Annotated in this window: 16 protein-coding genes and 1 tRNA gene; 13 read left to right on the top strand and 4 right to left on the bottom strand. The window is 67.4% G+C overall.

The window, feature by feature from the left end:
• Positions 1 to 200 precede the first annotated feature (200 nt).
• Entirely contained in the window at positions 201 to 740 is a 540-nt protein-coding gene (locus RDU24_RS05160) for a YeeE/YedE thiosulfate transporter family protein (RefSeq protein WP_308734673.1), read from the top strand.
• A 3-nt stretch (positions 741 to 743) separates the two neighbouring features.
• Positions 744 to 1,268: a YeeE/YedE thiosulfate transporter family protein gene (locus RDU24_RS05155; protein ID WP_308734672.1), complete on the top strand. Its 525-nt coding sequence runs from the start codon at positions 744 to 746 to the stop codon at positions 1,266 to 1,268.
• A gap of 76 nt (positions 1,269 to 1,344) precedes the next feature.
• Here RDU24_RS05155 and RDU24_RS05150 read toward each other — a convergent pair whose 3' ends face one another.
• Together RDU24_RS05150 and RDU24_RS05145 are read right to left on the bottom strand one after the other, a co-directional pair.
• Positions 1,345 to 2,085 carry a flagellar brake protein gene (locus tag RDU24_RS05150; RefSeq protein WP_308734671.1) on the bottom strand — a complete coding sequence of 247 codons (741 nt, stop codon included), beginning with the start codon at positions 2,083 to 2,085 and terminating at the stop codon, positions 1,345 to 1,347.
• Between the two features lie 79 nt (positions 2,086 to 2,164).
• The gene (locus tag RDU24_RS05145; protein ID WP_308734670.1) at positions 2,165 to 3,013 is read right to left on the bottom strand and encodes a PHP domain-containing protein; all 849 of its coding nucleotides are present in this window, start codon (positions 3,011 to 3,013) and stop codon (positions 2,165 to 2,167) included.
• A 174-nt stretch (positions 3,014 to 3,187) separates the two neighbouring features.
• Here RDU24_RS05145 and RDU24_RS05140 point away from each other — a divergent pair, with 174 nt between their 5' ends.
• The 4 genes from RDU24_RS05140 to RDU24_RS05125 all read left to right on the top strand — a co-directional run bounded on the left by RDU24_RS05140 (position 3,188) and on the right by RDU24_RS05125 (position 5,404).
• Complete coding sequence (locus RDU24_RS05140) at positions 3,188 to 3,400, top strand: Trm112 family protein (RefSeq protein WP_308734669.1); 213 nt, start codon at positions 3,188 to 3,190, stop codon at positions 3,398 to 3,400.
• Between the two features lie 42 nt (positions 3,401 to 3,442).
• Positions 3,443 to 3,519 (top strand) — tRNA-Pro (locus tag RDU24_RS05135).
• A gap of 159 nt (positions 3,520 to 3,678) precedes the next feature.
• Positions 3,679 to 4,158: an EVE domain-containing protein gene (locus RDU24_RS05130; protein WP_308734668.1), complete on the top strand. Its 480-nt coding sequence runs from the start codon at positions 3,679 to 3,681 to the stop codon at positions 4,156 to 4,158.
• A gap of 376 nt (positions 4,159 to 4,534) precedes the next feature.
• On the top strand, positions 4,535 to 5,404 hold the full coding sequence (locus tag RDU24_RS05125) for a prohibitin family protein (RefSeq protein WP_308734667.1): 870 nt from the start codon (positions 4,535 to 4,537) through the stop codon (positions 5,402 to 5,404).
• Between the two features lie 75 nt (positions 5,405 to 5,479).
• Here RDU24_RS05125 and RDU24_RS05120 read toward each other — a convergent pair whose 3' ends face one another.
• Both RDU24_RS05120 and RDU24_RS05115 read right to left on the bottom strand, forming a co-directional pair.
• Complete coding sequence (locus tag RDU24_RS05120) at positions 5,480 to 5,983, bottom strand: GNAT family N-acetyltransferase (RefSeq protein ID WP_308734666.1); 504 nt, start codon at positions 5,981 to 5,983, stop codon at positions 5,480 to 5,482.
• 76 nt (positions 5,984 to 6,059) lie between these two features.
• A complete protein-coding gene (locus RDU24_RS05115) occupies positions 6,060 to 7,376 on the bottom strand; it encodes a malic enzyme-like NAD(P)-binding protein (RefSeq protein WP_308734665.1) in 1,317 nt (438 codons plus the stop codon).
• Between the two features lie 126 nt (positions 7,377 to 7,502).
• On the opposite strand from RDU24_RS05115, the gene RDU24_RS05110 reads away from it, so the two are divergent.
• The 7 genes from RDU24_RS05110 to RDU24_RS05080 all read left to right on the top strand — a co-directional run bounded on the left by RDU24_RS05110 (position 7,503) and on the right by RDU24_RS05080 (position 16,148).
• Positions 7,503 to 8,312: an RNA methyltransferase gene (locus tag RDU24_RS05110; protein WP_308734664.1), complete on the top strand. Its 810-nt coding sequence runs from the start codon at positions 7,503 to 7,505 to the stop codon at positions 8,310 to 8,312.
• A gap of 62 nt (positions 8,313 to 8,374) precedes the next feature.
• Positions 8,375 to 9,694: an ABC transporter substrate-binding protein gene (locus RDU24_RS05105; protein WP_308734663.1), complete on the top strand. Its 1,320-nt coding sequence runs from the start codon at positions 8,375 to 8,377 to the stop codon at positions 9,692 to 9,694.
• Positions 9,691 to 12,699 carry an EAL domain-containing protein gene (locus RDU24_RS05100; protein WP_308734662.1) on the top strand — a complete coding sequence of 1,003 codons (3,009 nt, stop codon included), beginning with the start codon at positions 9,691 to 9,693 and terminating at the stop codon, positions 12,697 to 12,699. Before RDU24_RS05105 ends, RDU24_RS05100 begins: the two co-directional genes overlap by 4 nt.
• An 89-nt stretch (positions 12,700 to 12,788) precedes the next feature.
• On the top strand, positions 12,789 to 13,049 hold the full coding sequence (locus RDU24_RS05095; protein WP_308734661.1) for a hypothetical protein: 261 nt from the start codon (positions 12,789 to 12,791) through the stop codon (positions 13,047 to 13,049).
• An 89-nt stretch (positions 13,050 to 13,138) separates the two neighbouring features.
• Positions 13,139 to 13,900 carry a tetratricopeptide repeat protein gene (locus RDU24_RS05090; protein WP_308734660.1) on the top strand — a complete coding sequence of 254 codons (762 nt, stop codon included), beginning with the start codon at positions 13,139 to 13,141 and terminating at the stop codon, positions 13,898 to 13,900.
• A 52-nt stretch (positions 13,901 to 13,952) separates the two neighbouring features.
• Positions 13,953 to 14,708 (top strand): tetratricopeptide repeat protein, encoded by a 756-nt coding sequence (locus RDU24_RS05085; RefSeq protein WP_308734659.1) that lies wholly within the window; start codon positions 13,953 to 13,955, stop codon positions 14,706 to 14,708.
• Between the two features lie 6 nt (positions 14,709 to 14,714).
• On the top strand, positions 14,715 to 16,148 hold the full coding sequence (locus RDU24_RS05080; protein WP_308734658.1) for a cobyrinate a,c-diamide synthase: 1,434 nt from the start codon (positions 14,715 to 14,717) through the stop codon (positions 16,146 to 16,148).
• The last annotated feature ends 2 nt before the right edge of the window (positions 16,149 to 16,150 follow it).

The following is a 16,150-nucleotide window of genomic DNA, read 5'->3' as shown; positions in this document are numbered from 1 at the left end:
TCGGAGCATGTGAAAGGTTTTGCAAAAGATACTTATTTTTTTGCCCGTGTTCTCATCAAAATGCAAGCGGGCAGGGCGCACATTTCTGAAGAACACGCTGTGCCGCTTTGAGCGGCTGCCACGCTTGACGCTTGGGCGGATTTGCGTTCTATGGATATACCCCCTTTCCGCATGAATTGTTAACAACAGGAGGATTGCCCATGAGCGAAGGCACACGTGGAAAACCCTGGAACCCATACATCGCGGGGGCGCTGGCCGGACTTCTGCTGGTGCTGTCCGTGTGGGTCGCCGGCAAGTATTTCGGCGCCTCGACAACCTTCGTGCGCGCCGCGGGCATGGTGGAGCAGACCGTCGCCGCGGAGCGCGTGGCGACCATGCCCTACTTCATGAAGGAGACGCCCAAGGTCGACTGGCAGTGGATGTTCGTGGTCGGCATCGTGCTCGGCTCGTGCGCGGCGTCGCTCTTGAGCGGCACCTTCAAGGTCCAGGCCGTGCCGGACCGTTTCGCCGCGCGCTTCGGTCCGGGCGTCGGCAGGCGCTTCGGCGTGGCCTTCGTGGGCGGCGTGGTGGCCATGTTCGGCGCGCGCCTGGCGGATGGCTGACCCAGCGGTCATGGGCTGAGCGGGTCGCTTCAGCTGGCTGCGAGCGGGTATGTGGCATTGGTGTGTTTCTTCATCGGCGGGGTCGTGGTGGCCCGGCTGCTTTATGGCAAGGCCGTCGGCAAGACGGAAGGGAGGTAGCGCATGGACCTCATCTACGGAATCGTCACCGGCGTGCTTTTCGGCGTGCTCCTGCAGCGCTCGGAGGTCATCCGCTATGACCGCCAGCTGGGCGCGCTGCTTCTCAAGGACATGACCATCGTCAAGTTCATGTTGACCACAGTGCTGGTGGGCATGGTGGGTGTGCATATCCTGGTGGACCTGGGGCTGGCCAAGCTGTCCATCAAGCCGCTGATACTGGGCGGCACTGTGCTTGGCGGGCTGCTCTTCGGCGCGGGCTGGGGGCTTCTGGGATACTGTCCGGGCACCTCCGGCGGGGCGCTGGGCGAGGGACGCCTGGACGCCCTGGCGGGCATCGCCGGGATGCTGGTGGGCGCGGGCCTGTTCGCCGAGGCCTATCCCATGCTCAAGACTTCGGTGCTGACCTGGGGCGTTTACGGCAAGGTGACGCTGCCCCAGCTCATGGACCGGCACCACTGGGTGCTCATTCCCTGGTTCTGCCTGCTGGGCTACGCGCTGTTGCGCTGGCTGCACAAGCGCGGGCTGTGACGGACCGCCCGGCTTAACGAGAAAACGCCGCCGGAGGGGAAGCCTCTGGCGGCGTTTCATCTTGTCGGCGCGCGGGCTAGTGGTCCATGAACTCCAGCAGGCCGCCGATGTAGCTGTGCAGCTGTTCCCTCGTCTCGGGAGACATCTCCACGAACTGCGCGCCCATTTGCAGCAGCCCTTTTTCGGCCACCACGCGGCGCAGCTCGATGGGGGAGACGATGGGCAACTGGCAGGCCATCTCCAGGTTCAGCACGAGCCGGTCGCCGTTCTGGGCCTCGCGCAGCGGGTTCTTGAGGTCGATCTTGGCCGTGAGCTGGCAGCCCGTGGGGGTCAGGTCCTGCACCATGACCTTCTGGTCGCCGTACTTGCCGCTCAGCGTGCCGGGCAGGTTGACGCTCACGCGTTCGTCCTTGCGCAGCACGATGCGGTCCACGCTGTCCGGGAAGCCCAGGAACAGGAGCGCGGCGGGGCTGGTGATGTGCTTCAGCAGCTCGGTGCGGAAGCCGAAGACCACGCCGCCCGAGTGGTGCTGGGCCACCATGCTGGTGCCGGAGGAGGCCTGGGCCAGCACGTCCTGCGGCAGCCTGGCCAGCACGATGAGGAAGGAGAAGGGCTCGAAGCCCACCACCTTGCCCTCGTACTTTTTGCCGAGCATGGGGAAGTGCACGACGATAGAGCCGCCGACCTTCACGTCCAGGTGGACGCCGGGCAGGCGCTCCACGCGGCGGGGCTCCTCGCGCGGGGGTTCCGGCGCGGGAATGTCCATGGCCGGTCGGGTTTCTGCCGCGTTGGCTGGTGCGTCTGGCTGATCTGTCATGCGTCGCGTCCCGGTTTTGGGTGTGGGGTATGCCGTGTGGATACCACCCGGCGCGCTTTGCTGGCAAGCCGGGCCGGGCTTATGCCCTGTCGAGGGCCGTCTTCATGGCGTCCAGCACGCCGCCCGGTACAAAGAGGCCGCCCCGGCCGCGGCCCAGGCGCACGCCGGGCTTCACGGCCCCGTGGAAGTCCGAGCCGCCGCTCTTGAGCAGCCCCAGGGCGTCGGCCAGGCGCGCCACCTCCACGGTGAAGCGCTCGGAATGCTCGGTGTAGTAGACCTCGACCCCGTCCAGCCCCTGGCTCTTCAGGTCCGTCAGGATGGTCTCCAGGTGGCGCGCGTGCATGGACATGAGGCAGGGATGGGCCAGGATGGCCAGGCCGCCGTCGGCGTGCACGGCGTCGATGGCCTGCCTGGGCGTGAGCTTCTCCTTGGGGATGTGCGCCAGGCCGCCCGTGCCCAGGAAGCGCCCGAAGGCCTCGTCGAAGGACCTCACCACGCCCGCCGCCAGCATGGCCTGGGCAATGTGCGGGCGGCCCACCACCCCGCCGGCGCGGCGGACCACGTCGTCCATGTCCAGGTGCACGCCCACCGTGCGTAGCTTCTCGACCATTTGCTCGTTGCGGCTGACGCGCGCCTGCTTGACGCGGGCAAGCTCCCCGGCCACGGCCCCGGCGGGCGAGTCCACGAACAGGGCCAGCATGTGCGTGGGCAGCCCGGCGTAATCCAGCGACAGCTCGCAGCCGGGCACCAGCTCCAGGCCGAGCCTCTCGGCCTCGGCGCGGGCTTCGGGCAGGCCCTCCAGCGTGTCGTGGTCGGTGAGGGCGATGGCGGAGAGGCCGGCCTCCTTGGCTGCGCGCATGAGCTCCGCGGGCGGGAGCGTCCCGTCCGAGGCGGTGGAGTGGGTGTGGAGGTCGATGCGCGGCTGCACTAGAGCTTGCTCCGGTTGCTTGTCGTTACGTGGCTCGCTGGCGCAGGAGGCCAACGCCCCCAGGATAGACACTTTTCCCGTCGGCGCGTCAAGGCCGCTCTGCGGGGGGATTTCCGAACTTGTGCCCGGGGCGGGCCTCGGGTATGCTGTGCGTCAACTTAGCGGGAGGATGCCATGACATTGAACACGGAACTGGCGCAGCTTTTGGCCTGCCCCAAGTGCCTGGGCGGGCTGGTTGTGCTGCCCGCGCAGGACGGACTTTACTGCGCGGCCTGCGCGGTGGTCTACGCCGTGCGCGGGGGCATCCCGGTGATGCTGGTGGACGAGGCCTGCGAGCTCGGAAAGTGGACCGGCAGCCAGCCGCCCGCCTCGACGCTTCAGCCTTGATAGTGGCGGGGAATTCCCGTAGGGAAGAGCGCTCAAGACAATCGGGGCGTAGCGCAGCTCGGTAGCGCGCCTGCTTTGGGAGCAGGATGTCGCATGTTCAAATCATGTCGCCCCGACCAGAAAACAGCAGGGCTGGAGAGTATTCTCTCCGGCCCTTTTCTTTTGCGCGGCCGCGCCAGGACACGGCCCACGGCTTCCAATGCGCCGCGCATCCTGGTAGTCGGGAAAGGCCGCGGCCGGGCTGCCGGGCCACAACCACGCCGCATCAGGGGGCGCACATGGGAACGAACTATTGGCTGCTCAAGTCGGAGCCGGGCTGCTACTCCATCGACGACCTGGCGGGCGAGCCGGACCAGACCACCAGTTGGACCGGCGTGCGGAACTTCCAGGCCCGGAACTTCCTGCGCGACCAGATGTCCGTGGGCGACCTCGCCATCTTCTACCACAGCGTGACCGCCCCCTCGGCCGTGGGCGTCATGCGCGTGGTGCGGGCGGGCCATGCCGACGAAACCGCCTTCGACCCGGACGACAGCCATTTCGACCCCCGCTCCACGCCCGAGGCGCCCCTCTGGTTCGCGGTGGATGTCCGCCTCAAGCGCAAGTTCGCCACCCCGGTGCCGCTGGCGGCCATGCGCGTGGTCCCGTCGCTGTCGGGCATGGAGCTCTTGCGCAAGGGCTCCCGGCTCTCGGTGCTGCCCATCACCAAGGGCGAGTTCGACACCCTCTGCGCCATGGGCGAGGCCGAGACCCCCGGCTAGCCCCCTGCCTTTTCCGCCCCCTGGGGCGGCTGAGCACGATTTCGCGCCGGAAACGGCGAATCCGGCGCTACGGCTGGACACTTTGCTCCGCATAGGCGATGGTGAGACTTGGCCTGATCGATTTGCTGCGGTCAGGCCAGGCGTCCAAGGCGTCCGGCTGCACGTCGTCCAGGCCTCCGGGCATGGCGACCCGTCCTGGCTTTCCCCCCGAAAACGGCACGAGCGCACCGGCTTCGCTCCGGCCCGCGGCCAAGCCGAGACACAAGCAAGTCGCCCCCTTCAGCCTGCGGACGAAGGACAGCCGCGTCCCTCAGTTTCCTCCACAAACATTGGTCGCCTGACTTGCGCGGGCGCCCTGAACCAGAAGGAGCAGCACATGAACGAAGTGTACCAGGAAAGGCCCAAGGAATTTTTCGACTCCCTACTGAGGAAGGTGCCCTCCGGCGTCATCGCGCTGGTCGTGGGGGCCGTGATCCTGCTTGTGTTCTTCACCCCGTGGGTGCAGGTGGGGGCGGGGCAGAGGGGCATCGTGCTGAACTTCGGCGCCGTGCAGGACAAGGTGCTGGACGAAGGCCTGCACCCGCGCATTCCGATCATGCAGGAGATCGTGCTCATGGACGTGAAGGTCCAGAAGGTCGAAACCGACGCGGCCGCGGCCTCGGCCGACCTGCAGGACGTCAGCTCGCGCGTGGCCCTGAACTACCACATCATTCCCGACAAGGCCAACGTGGTCTTCCAGAAGATCGGCATCAACTTCCGGGAGCGCATCATCGACCCGGCCATCCTGGAGGTCGTCAAGGCCGTCACGGCCAAGTACACGGCGGAGGAGCTCATCACCAAGCGCCCGGCGGTGAGCGAGGCCATGCGCGTGACCCTGATGGAGCGCCTGGGACACAACAACATCGCCGTGGACGCCTTCTCCATCGTGATCTTCAGCTTCTCCAAGGTCTTCACCGAGGCCATCGAGGCCAAGCAGACGGCGGAGCAGCTGGCCCTGAAGGCAAGGCGCGACCTTGACCGCATCAAGATCGAGGCCGAGCAGAAGATCACCGCGGCCAAGGCCGAGGCCGAGTCCCTGCGTTTGCAGAAGGCCAACATCTCCCCGGACCTGCTGGAGCTGCGGCGCATCGAGGCCAACATGAAGGCCATCGACAAGTGGGACGGCGTGATGCCCCAGGTGACGGGCTCGGGGGCCATGCCGCTCATCGGCCTGGGCAACCTGCAGCGTCCCGCCTCTGCCAATTAGCCTGCGGCCCCCGCCGGCTGCGCAAAGAAAAAGGCCGGGAGGGTTTCCCCTTCCGGCCTTATCTTGTGCGGTGGGTCAGGCCGCGCGCTCCAGGAAGACGAGGGTCAGCCTCGGGCTTACTGCCTCGTCGCGCACGGGCCTGTACCCCATGCGTTCATAGAGGCGCAGGGGGCCCGCGCTCCTGTGCCCTGTGAAGAGCTGGAAGCGCCTGGCGGACGGGCAGGAGGCCTCGGCAGCGCGCAGAAGGGCCGTGCCTATGCCCTGGCGTTGGCGCTCCGGGTGCACGATGAGCCGCCCGATGAAGCAGAGGTCCGCCTCCGGGCCTGTGCCCAGGCCTGCCCGCACAGAGCCCACAAGCTCCCCGCCGCACATGGCCTTGAGCACGGCGAGCGTGGCGAACTCCGCGCGCAGCTCTTCCAGGGTCTGGGTCAGCGGCGGGATGCTCCATTCGTCGTACAGTCTGGCCTCGGCCTGATAGGCCAGGCGCTGCAGGGCCAGGATGGCCGGGGCATCGGCCGGATCGGCCGGAATGATCTGCGCCGAGGTGCTCTTGGCCGGAATGGTGCTGGCCTTCTTCATGCGTCCCTCCCCCAGTCTACAAAAAAGGCCCGGAGTCTCCCCCGGGCCATGTGTTTCAGCGATGTCGCGGTCCGGGCTACATGTCGTAGCCGAAGGAGTCGACCATCATCTTGGTGCGGGCCTGGGAGGCGGTCATGCGCTCGTTCAGGTCCTTCCTGTACTGGTCGATGTCGAGCTGGATGGTGGCCACGCCGGAGTCCATGGCGGCCTTGGCCACGGCCGGGGCCACCCATTCGAGCACGCGCGGGTCCAGCGGCTTGGGGATGATGTAATCCATGCCGAACTTGAGCTCCTTGACGCCGTAGATGGCGCAGACCTCGGGCGACACCGGCTCCTTGGCCAGGGCGGCCAGGGCCTGGGCGGCGGCGAGCTTCATGGCCTCGTTGATGACCTTGGAGCGCACGTCGAGCGCGCCGCGGAAGATGTAGGGGAAGCCCAGCACGTTGTTGATCTGGTTGGGGAAGTCCGAGCGGCCGGTGGCCATGATGAGGTCGGCTCTCGCTTCCTTGGCCACGGGGTAGGCGATCTCCGGGTCGGGGTTGGCGCAGGCGAAGATGGCCGGGTTCTTGGCCATGGTCTTGACCTGGGCGGCGTTGATGACGTCCTTGCCGGAGAGGCCGAGGAACAGGTCGGCGCCGTTCATGGCGTCGTCCATGGTGCCGGCCTTGGGCTGGGCGTAGTAGGCCTTCTCGGGGTTCAGGTCGGTGCGGCCGGTGTGCAGCAGCCCCTTGGAGTCGAACATGTGGATCTGGCTCTTGTCCATGCCCATGGCCTCGTAGAAGCGCGAGCAGGAGATGGCGGCGGCCCCGGCTCCGGAGACCACGACCTTGAGGTCCTTGATGTTCTTGCCGCTGATCTCAAGCACGTTCATGAGGCCCGCGCCGGAGATGATGGCCGTGCCGTGCTGGTCGTCGTGGAAGACGGGGATGCCCATTTCCTTGATGAGCGTCTGCTCGATCTTGAAGCATTCCGGGGCCTTGATGTCCTCAAGGTTGATGCCGCCGAAGGTGGGCTCCAGCATCTTGCAGAACTCGATGACCTTGTCCGGGTCGAGCTGGCGGATGTTCAGGTCGTAGACGTCGATGTCGGCGAAAATTTTGAAGAGCACGCCCTTGCCTTCCATGACCGGCTTGCCGGCCTCAGGCCCGATGTTGCCCAGGCCGAGCACTGCCGTGCCGTTGCTCACCACGGCCACGAGGTTGCCCTTGTTGGTGTATTCATAGACCTTTTCCACGTCGGCGTGGATGGCCCTGCAGGCATCGGCCACGCCGGGGGTGTAGGCCATGGAGAGGTGCCGCTGCGTCTCGCAGGGTTTTATGGACACGACCTCAAGCTTGCCCTTGCGCTTCATCGAATGGTACTTGAGGGATTCTTCCTTGGTGATCAGCGCCATGTGGGGTTCTCCTGTTTTAGGGTGGATTCCGGGGTTGCGCCATACGGCACGGGTCAGAACATTAGTTGGCCCGCAAGCCCCCGTCAAGAGCGGCGCCGGGAAGGAAACGAACCGCCGGAGAGCGCAATGCCCTTGTCCAACCTAAGCGTCGTCCTGTTTCGGCCCAAGTACCCGGAGAACATCGGCTCCGTGGCCCGGGCCATGCTCAACATGGGCGTGAAGGACCTTGTCCTGGTCGATCCCGCGGACTTCGACCTGGCCAAGGCCGAGCCCCTGGCCACCTTCCACGCCCGGCACATCCTCGAGGGCGCGCGCGTCCTGCCCACCCTGCGCGAGGCGCTGGCCGGAACGGCGCTATGCATCGGCACCACGGCGCGCACCGGGGGCTGGCGCAAGGGGCTGCTCACCCCGGCGCTCGCGGCGCAGGACGACGTGCTCCCGCGCCTGGCCGAAGGCGGCCGCGTGGCCCTGGTCTTCGGGCCGGAGGACCGCGGCCTGACCAACGCCGAGACCAGCCTGTGCGACCGGCTGGTGATGATCCCGGCGCACCCGGACTGCACCTCGCTCAATCTCTCCCAGGCGGTGCTGATCCTGCTCTACGAGTGTTTTCAAAGGTCGCTGGACGCGCCGTTCGAGCCCAAGGGTCCCCCCGGGGAGCGAGACGCCTCCTTTGAGGAGCGCGAGGCGCTCTTCACCAGCCTCCAGGGCGCGCTTTCCGACATCGGCTACCTGAAGGACCAGAACCAGGACTACTGGATGCTCCCGGTGCGCCGCTTTTTCGGGCGGTTTCGCCTGCGGCGCAACGAGTTCAACCTGCTCATGGGCGTGTGCAGGCAGGTGCGCTGGGTGGCGTCGCAAGCCGGGGAGCGCAAGCCCCCGGCCGGGGAGTGCCATGGCAAGGGCGTTGCGCCGGGTGTTGATTTTTCTTGCGAATAGGGCGAAAGTTTAGAATTGATTGTTACCGTTGCGGGTTGTTACGCCCGCGGCTCTGGAGAAGCATGTTTCGTCACGGCAAACCGGTCAGCCTTGCGAGTGCCGCCTGCCGCGCCCGTCGAGCGGCCCTGAGCCTGACATCCCGTCCGGCCTGGCGGGTGGCGTTGCGCCCGGTGCTCTGTCTGGCGCTGTGCCTTGTCCTGGCCGGGCTGAGCCCTGCGCGGGCGGCGGAGCGTGAGCTGGTGTTCGGCATGTCGGCGGCCTTCACCGGCCCGGCGCGCGGCCTGGGCATGGAGTACTACCGGGGCCTCATGGCCAGCTTCGAGCACGCCAACGCCCAGGGCGGAGCCGGAGGCTTGCGGCTGGTGCTCTCCCTGCGCGACGACGGCTACGACCCTCTGCCCGCGCTGGCCAACACCATCGGCTTCGTGGAGCAGGAGCGCGTGTTCGCGCTTCTCGGCTACGTGGGCACGCCCACCACGGCCCGCGTGCTGCCGCTGCTCAAGCACTACGAGGCCGAGGGCATGATCCTGCTCTTTCCCTTCACCGGCGCGGACCTCCTGCGCGAGCCTCCCTACAACTCCTACGTGTTCAACCTGCGGGCCTCCTATTTCGACGAGACGCGCGGCGTGGTGGAGGCCCTGGTCGCCTCCGGCAAGCGGCGCATCGCGGTGTTCCACCAGGGCGACATTTACGGCCGCAACGGCTGGGACGGCGTGCGCCGGGCGCTCAAGGGCTTCGGCCTGTCCATCGTCGCCGACGTCACCTACCGCCGGGGCGCGCCCTACACCCAGGACTTTCGCCAGGAGGTCGGCCTGCTCATGGCGGCCCAGCCCGACGCCATCGTCACCGTGGGCACGGCCCCGGCCTGCGCGGGCTTCATCCGCGACGCCCGCAACGCGGGCTTGGCCGCGCCCATAGCCACCCTTTCCTTCGCCGACGCCGACAACCTGGTGAAGTTCCTGCTGGCCCAGGGGCGCGTCACCGGGCGCGACTACACCACGGAGCTCATCTTTTCCGAGGTGGTGCCCAGCTACGACGACCCGTCCCTGCCCGCTGCGAAGCTCTACCGCCAGGCCATGTCCCAGTCGCACGCGGCCCTGCCCGCCCACCTGATGCGTGAGGAGTACGTGCCCAACCGCCTGAGCTTCGAGGGCTTCCTGGCCGGGCAGGTCCTGGTCGAGGCCGTGAAGCGCCTGGGCGGCGCGCCCACGCGCGCGGGTCTGGCGAGAGTGCTGCTGAACCAGAAGAACCTGGACATCGGCCTTGGCGAGAACATCAACTTCGAGGCGGACCACAACCAGGGGCTGCACCAGACCTATCTCATGGTCTACCGCGACGGGGGCTTCCAGACGCTGAAGCCCCGGCACGGGGTGCGGCCATGAGGTTCAGGGGACTGTTCGCGCGCCTGCTGCTGTTCGTGGTGGCGGCCTTCGGCGTCATGGCCCTGGCCACGTCGCTTTTGTCCGGCCGGGAGCTGAACGAGTCCATGGTGCGCGAGTACGAGGGCCGGGCAGTGGCCCTGGCCCGCTCCATCGCCGACGGCAACACGGAGATCCTGCTCAGCAGGAACGCCGGGGCCATCCAGGCGGCCATCGACCTGCACCAGGAGATGGGCGGGCTGTCCTACATCCTTGTGCTGGATCCCCACGGCGACGTGGTGGCGCACACCTTCGCCCCGGTGGTGCCCGAGGAGGTCATGGCCATCGTGCGGGAGGCTCCGGGCAAGGCCCACTTCGGCGCCGGGCACGAGACCCGCACCCTGATCCTGCCCGGGGACGTGGAGGTCATCCACGTGGCCCAGCCCATCCTGGGCGGCAAGGGCGGCTGCGTGCACATCGGGCTCGACAAAGAGCCCATCCGCAAGGCCATCCGCAAGGCCATCTTCCGCCAGCAGATGCTGACCCTGGGCGTGTTTCTGGCCTTCGTGGCCGTTGCCTTCTTCTTCATCCGGGGCATCACCGGCCCGTTGCGCCAGCTCGCGGCCTATGCCCAGCGCGTGGCCAACCACGACTTCACCGCCACCTGCGACGTGCGCTCCGGCGACGAGATCGGCTCCCTGGCGGAGGCCATGCGCACCATGGCCGGACAGATTTCGGGCCACGTGACCCAGCTTGAGCGCAGCGTGGCCGAGGCGACCTGCGAGCTTCAGGACGCCCTGGGCGCGCTCTCGGCCATCGTTGGCAACATCGCCGACGGCCTGCTCGTGGTGGACGCAGACGGGGTCATCGTGCGGCACAACCCGGCGCTGTTGCGCATGTACGGCATGGAGGGCCAGGACATCGCCGGGCGCAACTGTGCGGAGGTGTTCGGCGCACAGACTGGAGAGGTGGTGACCCGCTCGCGGGAGGAATCCATGGGCTCCGCGGCGGTGCTGCACGAGGTGCTGGCCACCAGGCCCGACGGCTCGCAGTTCCCGGCGGAGATCACCGTCTCTCGCGTGGCGCTCACCGACGGCCCGGTGCAGGTCTGCATCCTGCGAGACATCTCCGTGGCCAAGAAGATCGAGCAGGAGCGCGAGCAGTCGCGCGTGCTGCTGGAGCGCATGGTGGCCGAGCGCACCCGCGACCTCTCGCGCACCAACACCCAGCTGAAGATCGAGGTGGCCGAGCGCAAGGTGGTGGGCGACGCCCTGCGCCGGGCCGAGGCAAAGTTCCGCGGCATCTTCGAGAACGCCGCCGAAGGCATCTTCCAGATCACGCCGGAGTTCCGCTACCTTTCCGCAAACCCGGCCATGGCCCACATCCTCGGCTACGATACCCCGGAGGATCTCATCGCCGAGCTCTCGGTCAAGAGCCCGTACGTGGAGCCCAACAGGCGCCAGGAGTTCCTGGCCCTCATGGAGGAGTCGGGCCGGGTGCAGAACTTCGAGTCCCAGGTGCGCACGCGCGACGGCTCGGTGTTGTGGATATCCGAGAATGCGCGCAAGGTCGTGGACAACACGGGCCGCGTCCTTTTCTATGAAGGTTTCGTCAGCGACATCACCCTGCGCAAGCAGGCCGAAAACAAGCTGATGCACCAGGCCTTCCACGACTCTCTCACCGGCCTGCCCAACCGCCTGCTGTTCATGGACCACCTGCGCATGGCCATGGAGCGCGCGCGCCGCCGCCCGAACTTCCGCTTCGCCGTCCTGTACATGGACCTGGACCGCTTCAAGGTCATCAACGACAGCCTTGGCCACGACATCGGCGACCAGCTGCTGCGCCACGTCGCCCAGGCGCTCATGGCCTGCGCGCGCAGCACGGACACCGTGGCCCGCTTCGGCGGCGACGAGTTCGCCATCCTGCTTGAAGACATCACCGCCCACCGCGACGCCATTCTCTTCTGCCGCCGCGTGCTGGAGGACATCGCCCAGCCCATGGACCTGGACGGGCGCGAGGTCGTCACCTCCGGCAGCCTGGGCATCGTGCTGCGCACCGAGGCCTACGAGAGGCCCGAGGCGCTCCTGCGCGACGCGGACACCGCCATGTACCACGCCAAGGCCATGGGCAAGAGCCGCTTCAAGGTCTTCAACAAGAAGATGCACACCAAGGCCCTGGAGACCATGGAGACCGAGATCGCCCTGCGCCGGGCGCTCGACCTGAACCACGAGCTGGACGAGCTGACCCTGCTCTACCAGCCCATCCTCGACATCAAGCAGGGCCGCCTGGCCGGGTTCGAGGTGCTGCTGCGCTGGCGGCGCGAGGGCGGGCGCGAGATGCTGCCCGGGGAGTTCATCCCCCTGGCCGAGGAAACGGGCATCATCTACCCGCTGGACTACTGGGTCTTCGCCCAGGCCTGTTGCGCCATCCGCGAGTTCGACAAGGCGCTCGAGGCCCGCTCGCCCTTCGGCCACCAGGGCTTCGCCACAAACATCAACATCTCGGCCAAGCATTTCCGCAGCCCCATGCTGGTGGGCCATCTGGAGCAGACGGTGCGCAACTGCGGGGTCAAGCCGCAAAGCATCGCCCTGGAGATCACCGAGAGCGTGCTGCTGGACAACGTGGGCAGCGCGACAGAGGTGGCGGCCAAGATCCGCGAGCTGGGCCTGGGCCTGTGCATCGACGACTTCGGCACCGGCTATTCCTCGCTCAACTATATCCAGCGCTTCAGCGTGGACGCCATCAAGATCGACAGGGACTTCGTGGCCGGCATCGGCCGGGCGGGGGAAGAGGGCGGCAGCGAGGCCATCATCAACACCCTGGTGACCCTGGGCTCGGGCCTGCGCCTCAAGGTGGTGGCGGAGGGCGTGGAAACGGTCGAGCAGCTGAATTATCTCTCCAGCTTGGGCTGCCGCTACGCCCAGGGCTACCTCTTCGCCCCGGCCCTGCCCGAGTCCGAGGCGCTCAGGCTCATCCAATCCGGCGCCGCCGAGTCCTGGCCGGACTTCCCCGGCCGCGGCAAGGGCTAGCGCCCCAGGCTCTTGCCCCGTGTCCTTTTCCCCTCCGGGCGGCACTCCCGCCGCCTGGACGCACCAAACCCGTTCGGAGAAGCAAGCCCATGCCCCTCTACACGTTGCGCATGCCCAAGAAGGACAGCAAGCTGGTGGAATCGCACATTTTCGAGGCCAAGCCAGGCGCTGGCAAGGGCTGCATCTGCCTGCCCAAGTCCCTGTGCCAGCCGGCCAACACGGCGGTCACCACCGGGGTCGAGGGCTGCATGTGCCTGAGCAAGGCTGGAATGATCACCCAGGCCGGGGAATACGGCGGCTATGTGTGCGCGGAGTGCCTGCTGGTGCTCCACGAGCAGGAGCGCGGCTAGGTCCGCCGCCCGCCGCCCCCTTTCCTGCCGCCTGGAAATGATGTAGGTGTCCTGAAGTTTCAGGCACCCACATCCAGGCAGGCCAGAAAATGAGTCAGAATTCCGCTCCTGAGCGCTTAAGCGGCGTCTTTTCCCAAAAGAAAACGGCCAAGATCGGCACTGGAACCACCGCCCGCAGGCCGGAGATCGTATCCTATTATTTCGTGCGCGAGCGCGAGGACGGCGTCATGGAGGTGCAGGCCCTCACCGCCAGCGACGTACCCTTCGGCCCCAAGACCGAGATCACGCGTGAGGAGCTGCTGGAAAACTACCTGCCCGAGCCCCAGAAGACCCTGGCCATATCCCGCGCGGCCATGACCCCGCAGGAGATGGAGGTCCAGAAGGCCGTGGCCCGGGGCGACAAGTTCCGCAAGCGCGGCGAGAGCTTCACCGCCGAGTACGAGTACAACAAGGCCCTGGCCATGGACGAGCGCAACGTGCGCGCCAATTTCGGCATCGGCCTGTGCTACATCTCCCGGGGCGAGGGCGAAAAGGCCAAGGAAGTCTTCGAGCGCGTGGTCAAGATCGACGCCGCCTTCGAGGACGAGCACAAGCACCTGTTCAACGAGTTCGGCATCTCCCTGCGCAAGAGCGGCATGCATGCCGAGGCCATGGACTACTACCGCCGGGCGCTCGACCTCTCCCCGGAAGACGAGAACCTGCACTACAACATGGCGCGCGCCTCCTACGACAAGGGCGACCCCGGCATGGCCATGGTCTACCTCAAGTCCTGCCTGGGGATAAACCCACAGCATGAGGAGGCCCTCCTGTTCGTGGACTTTCTGAAGCGGAAGATGGTCGTGGGCGCCTGAACCAGCGGAATTCGCTATTCTCCTCACAAATCGACTCCAGGCAGCCAAACCAATGGACTCCAAGCATAATCGACCGCCCATCCGCGGCATTTTCTCCCAAACCAAGACCACTGTCATCGGCTCCGGGGCCACGGCGCGGAAGATGGAGACAGTGCTCTACTTCTTTGCCCGGGAGAATGAGGACGGCATTATTGATGTCCAGCACCTGGGGGAAGAGGTGGTTTTTGGCCCGGTCGAGAGGGTCAGTCTCGACGAGTTCCTGAAGACGTACCAGTCGGAGCCCGAACTGTCGCTGCGCCGCGCGAGAGAAGACGCGGACCGCCAGAGGGATGTCCTGCATGCCGTGGCCAGAGGCGACAAGTTCCTGAAGAATGGCAAGACCTTTTCCGCCGAGTTTGAGTACGGCAAGGCCCTGAGCCTGGATGAGGAGTGCGTCCGGGCCACCTTCGGCATCGGCCAGTGCTACATCCTCCGAGGCGAGCAGGACAAGGCCCGCGCGGTGCTGGAGCGGCTGTTGCGGCTGGAGGCGGCCTTCGAGGCCCAGCACAAGCACCTGTTCAACGAGTTCGGCATCTCCCTGCGCAGAAGCGGCATGCATGCCGAGGCGCTGGCCTACTACGGCAGGGCCGTGGAGCTCTGCCCCAATGATGAGAACCTGCACTACAACATGGCCCGGGCCTCCCACGCCATGGGCGACACCGAGGTGGCCTCGCTGCGCCTGGCCTACTGCCTCACGCTTAACCCGGACCACGCCGAGGCCAAGCAGTTTCAGGACTTCCTGAAGCGTAAAAAACCGGCCGGAGGCTAGCCCGCCATGCCCAAAGCCCTTGTGCTGGCCGGGACCAGAAGCGGCTGCGGCAAGACCTCCGTGGCGCTGGGGCTCATGCGCGCGCTCGCGCGCCGGGGGCTTCGCGTGCAGCCCTTCAAGGCCGGGCCGGACTTCATCGACCCCGGCCTGCATGCCGCCGCCGCCGGGCGCGACAGCCACAACCTCGACACCTGGATGATGCCGCCGGACGCCCTGCGTTCGTGCTTCGCCCGCGCTGCCGCGGGCGCGGACGTGGTCCTCGTCGAGGGCGTCATGGGCCTGTTCGATGGCAGGGGGGGCGGCCGCACCGGGGATGACGAGGAAGGCTCCACCGCGCACCTGGCCAAGCTCCTGGGCTTGCCCGTGGCGCTAGTGCTGGACGCCTCGTCCCAGGCGCGGTCCGCCGCCGCCGTGGCCCTGGGCTTCGCCAGTTTCGACCCGCAATTGCCCTTGGCCGGGGTGCTGCTGAACCGCATCGCCAGCCCGCGCCATGAAACGCTGCTGCGCCAGGCCCTGGCGACCCTGGCCCCCCTGGCCGACGTTCCGCTGCTGGGCTGCCTGCCCCGGGCCGAGGGCCTGGGGCTGGCCTCGCGGCACCTGGGGCTCGTCACCGCCGACGACATCACCGAACTCGACGCCCGCCTGGAGGCCCTGGCCGACTGGGTGGAGCAGGGCGTGGACGTCCCGGCGCTTCTCTCCGCGCTGCCGGAGCTGGACGCGGCGCGGCTCGCCCCGCCTGCCGCCGAACAGGTCGCCAGCGGCAAGCGATGTGGCACGGTGCGCATTGGCCTGGCGCGGGACCGCGCCTTCTGCTTCACCTACGCCGAAAACCTGCGCCTGCTCGAACAGGCCGGGGCGGAGATCGTGCCCTTCTCGCCCCTGGCCGACGCCGCCCTGCCGGACGGCCTCCACGGGCTGTACCTGCCCGGCGGCTACCCGGAACTCGCCGCGAGCGCCCTCGCCGCCAACACCACCATGCTGGCCTCCGTGCGCGCCTTCTGCGACTCCGGCCAGCCCGTGTGGGCCGAATGCGGCGGGTTCATGTACCTCCAGCGCGCGCTCGTCGACGCCGAGGGCAGGGAGCATGCGCTCTGCGGCGTGCTCCCCGGCCGGGCCGTGATGCGCGCGCGCCGCGCCGCACTGGGCTACCGGCAGGCGCAGACCCTCGCGCCGGGGCCGCTCGGCCCCGCCGGAACCACCCTGCGCGGGCACGAGTTCCACTACTCCGAACTGGAACAACCCCACGCCGACAACGCCGCCTTCACGCTCACGGCCTCCGACGGCAACACCACCCGCGACGGCGCGGCCACGCACAACGTCATCGGCGGGTACTTCCACGCGCACCTCTCCTCCAACCCCGACGCTGCAAGGGCCTTCGTGGAGGCGTGCGCCTCGGGAGCCAGGGGGCGCCGCCCCCTGGACCCCCGCCAAAGGGCCTGAGG

The organism is Humidesulfovibrio sp., assembly GCF_031082295.1.
In the GTDB taxonomy this organism is placed as follows: domain Bacteria; phylum Desulfobacterota; class Desulfovibrionia; order Desulfovibrionales; family Desulfovibrionaceae; genus Humidesulfovibrio.
This window is presented reverse-complemented; position numbering and strand designations above follow the sequence as displayed.

What these genes read in the sequence shown, in the direction of transcription:
- RDU24_RS05155 (WP_308734672.1), top strand. Translation starts at nt 744, where the DNA reads ATGGACCTCATCTACGGAATCGTCACCGGCGTGCTTTTCGGCGTGCTC.
- RDU24_RS05150 (WP_308734671.1), bottom strand. Translation starts at nt 2,085, where the DNA reads ATGACAGATCAGCCAGACGCACCAGCCAACGCGGCAGAAACCCGACCG.
- RDU24_RS05140 (WP_308734669.1), top strand. Translation starts at nt 3,188, where the DNA reads ATGACATTGAACACGGAACTGGCGCAGCTTTTGGCCTGCCCCAAGTGC.
- RDU24_RS05130 (WP_308734668.1), top strand. Translation starts at nt 3,679, where the DNA reads ATGGGAACGAACTATTGGCTGCTCAAGTCGGAGCCGGGCTGCTACTCC.
- RDU24_RS05125 (WP_308734667.1), top strand. Translation starts at nt 4,535, where the DNA reads ATGAACGAAGTGTACCAGGAAAGGCCCAAGGAATTTTTCGACTCCCTA.
- RDU24_RS05120 (WP_308734666.1), bottom strand. Translation starts at nt 5,983, where the DNA reads ATGAAGAAGGCCAGCACCATTCCGGCCAAGAGCACCTCGGCGCAGATC.
- RDU24_RS05115 (WP_308734665.1), bottom strand. Translation starts at nt 7,376, where the DNA reads ATGGCGCTGATCACCAAGGAAGAATCCCTCAAGTACCATTCGATGAAG.
- RDU24_RS05110 (WP_308734664.1), top strand. Translation starts at nt 7,503, where the DNA reads ATGCCCTTGTCCAACCTAAGCGTCGTCCTGTTTCGGCCCAAGTACCCG.
- RDU24_RS05105 (WP_308734663.1), top strand. Translation starts at nt 8,375, where the DNA reads ATGTTTCGTCACGGCAAACCGGTCAGCCTTGCGAGTGCCGCCTGCCGC.
- RDU24_RS05100 (WP_308734662.1), top strand. Translation starts at nt 9,691, where the DNA reads ATGAGGTTCAGGGGACTGTTCGCGCGCCTGCTGCTGTTCGTGGTGGCG.
- RDU24_RS05095 (WP_308734661.1), top strand. Translation starts at nt 12,789, where the DNA reads ATGCCCCTCTACACGTTGCGCATGCCCAAGAAGGACAGCAAGCTGGTG.
- RDU24_RS05090 (WP_308734660.1), top strand. Translation starts at nt 13,139, where the DNA reads ATGAGTCAGAATTCCGCTCCTGAGCGCTTAAGCGGCGTCTTTTCCCAA.
- RDU24_RS05085 (WP_308734659.1), top strand. Translation starts at nt 13,953, where the DNA reads ATGGACTCCAAGCATAATCGACCGCCCATCCGCGGCATTTTCTCCCAA.
- RDU24_RS05080 (WP_308734658.1), top strand. Translation starts at nt 14,715, where the DNA reads ATGCCCAAAGCCCTTGTGCTGGCCGGGACCAGAAGCGGCTGCGGCAAG.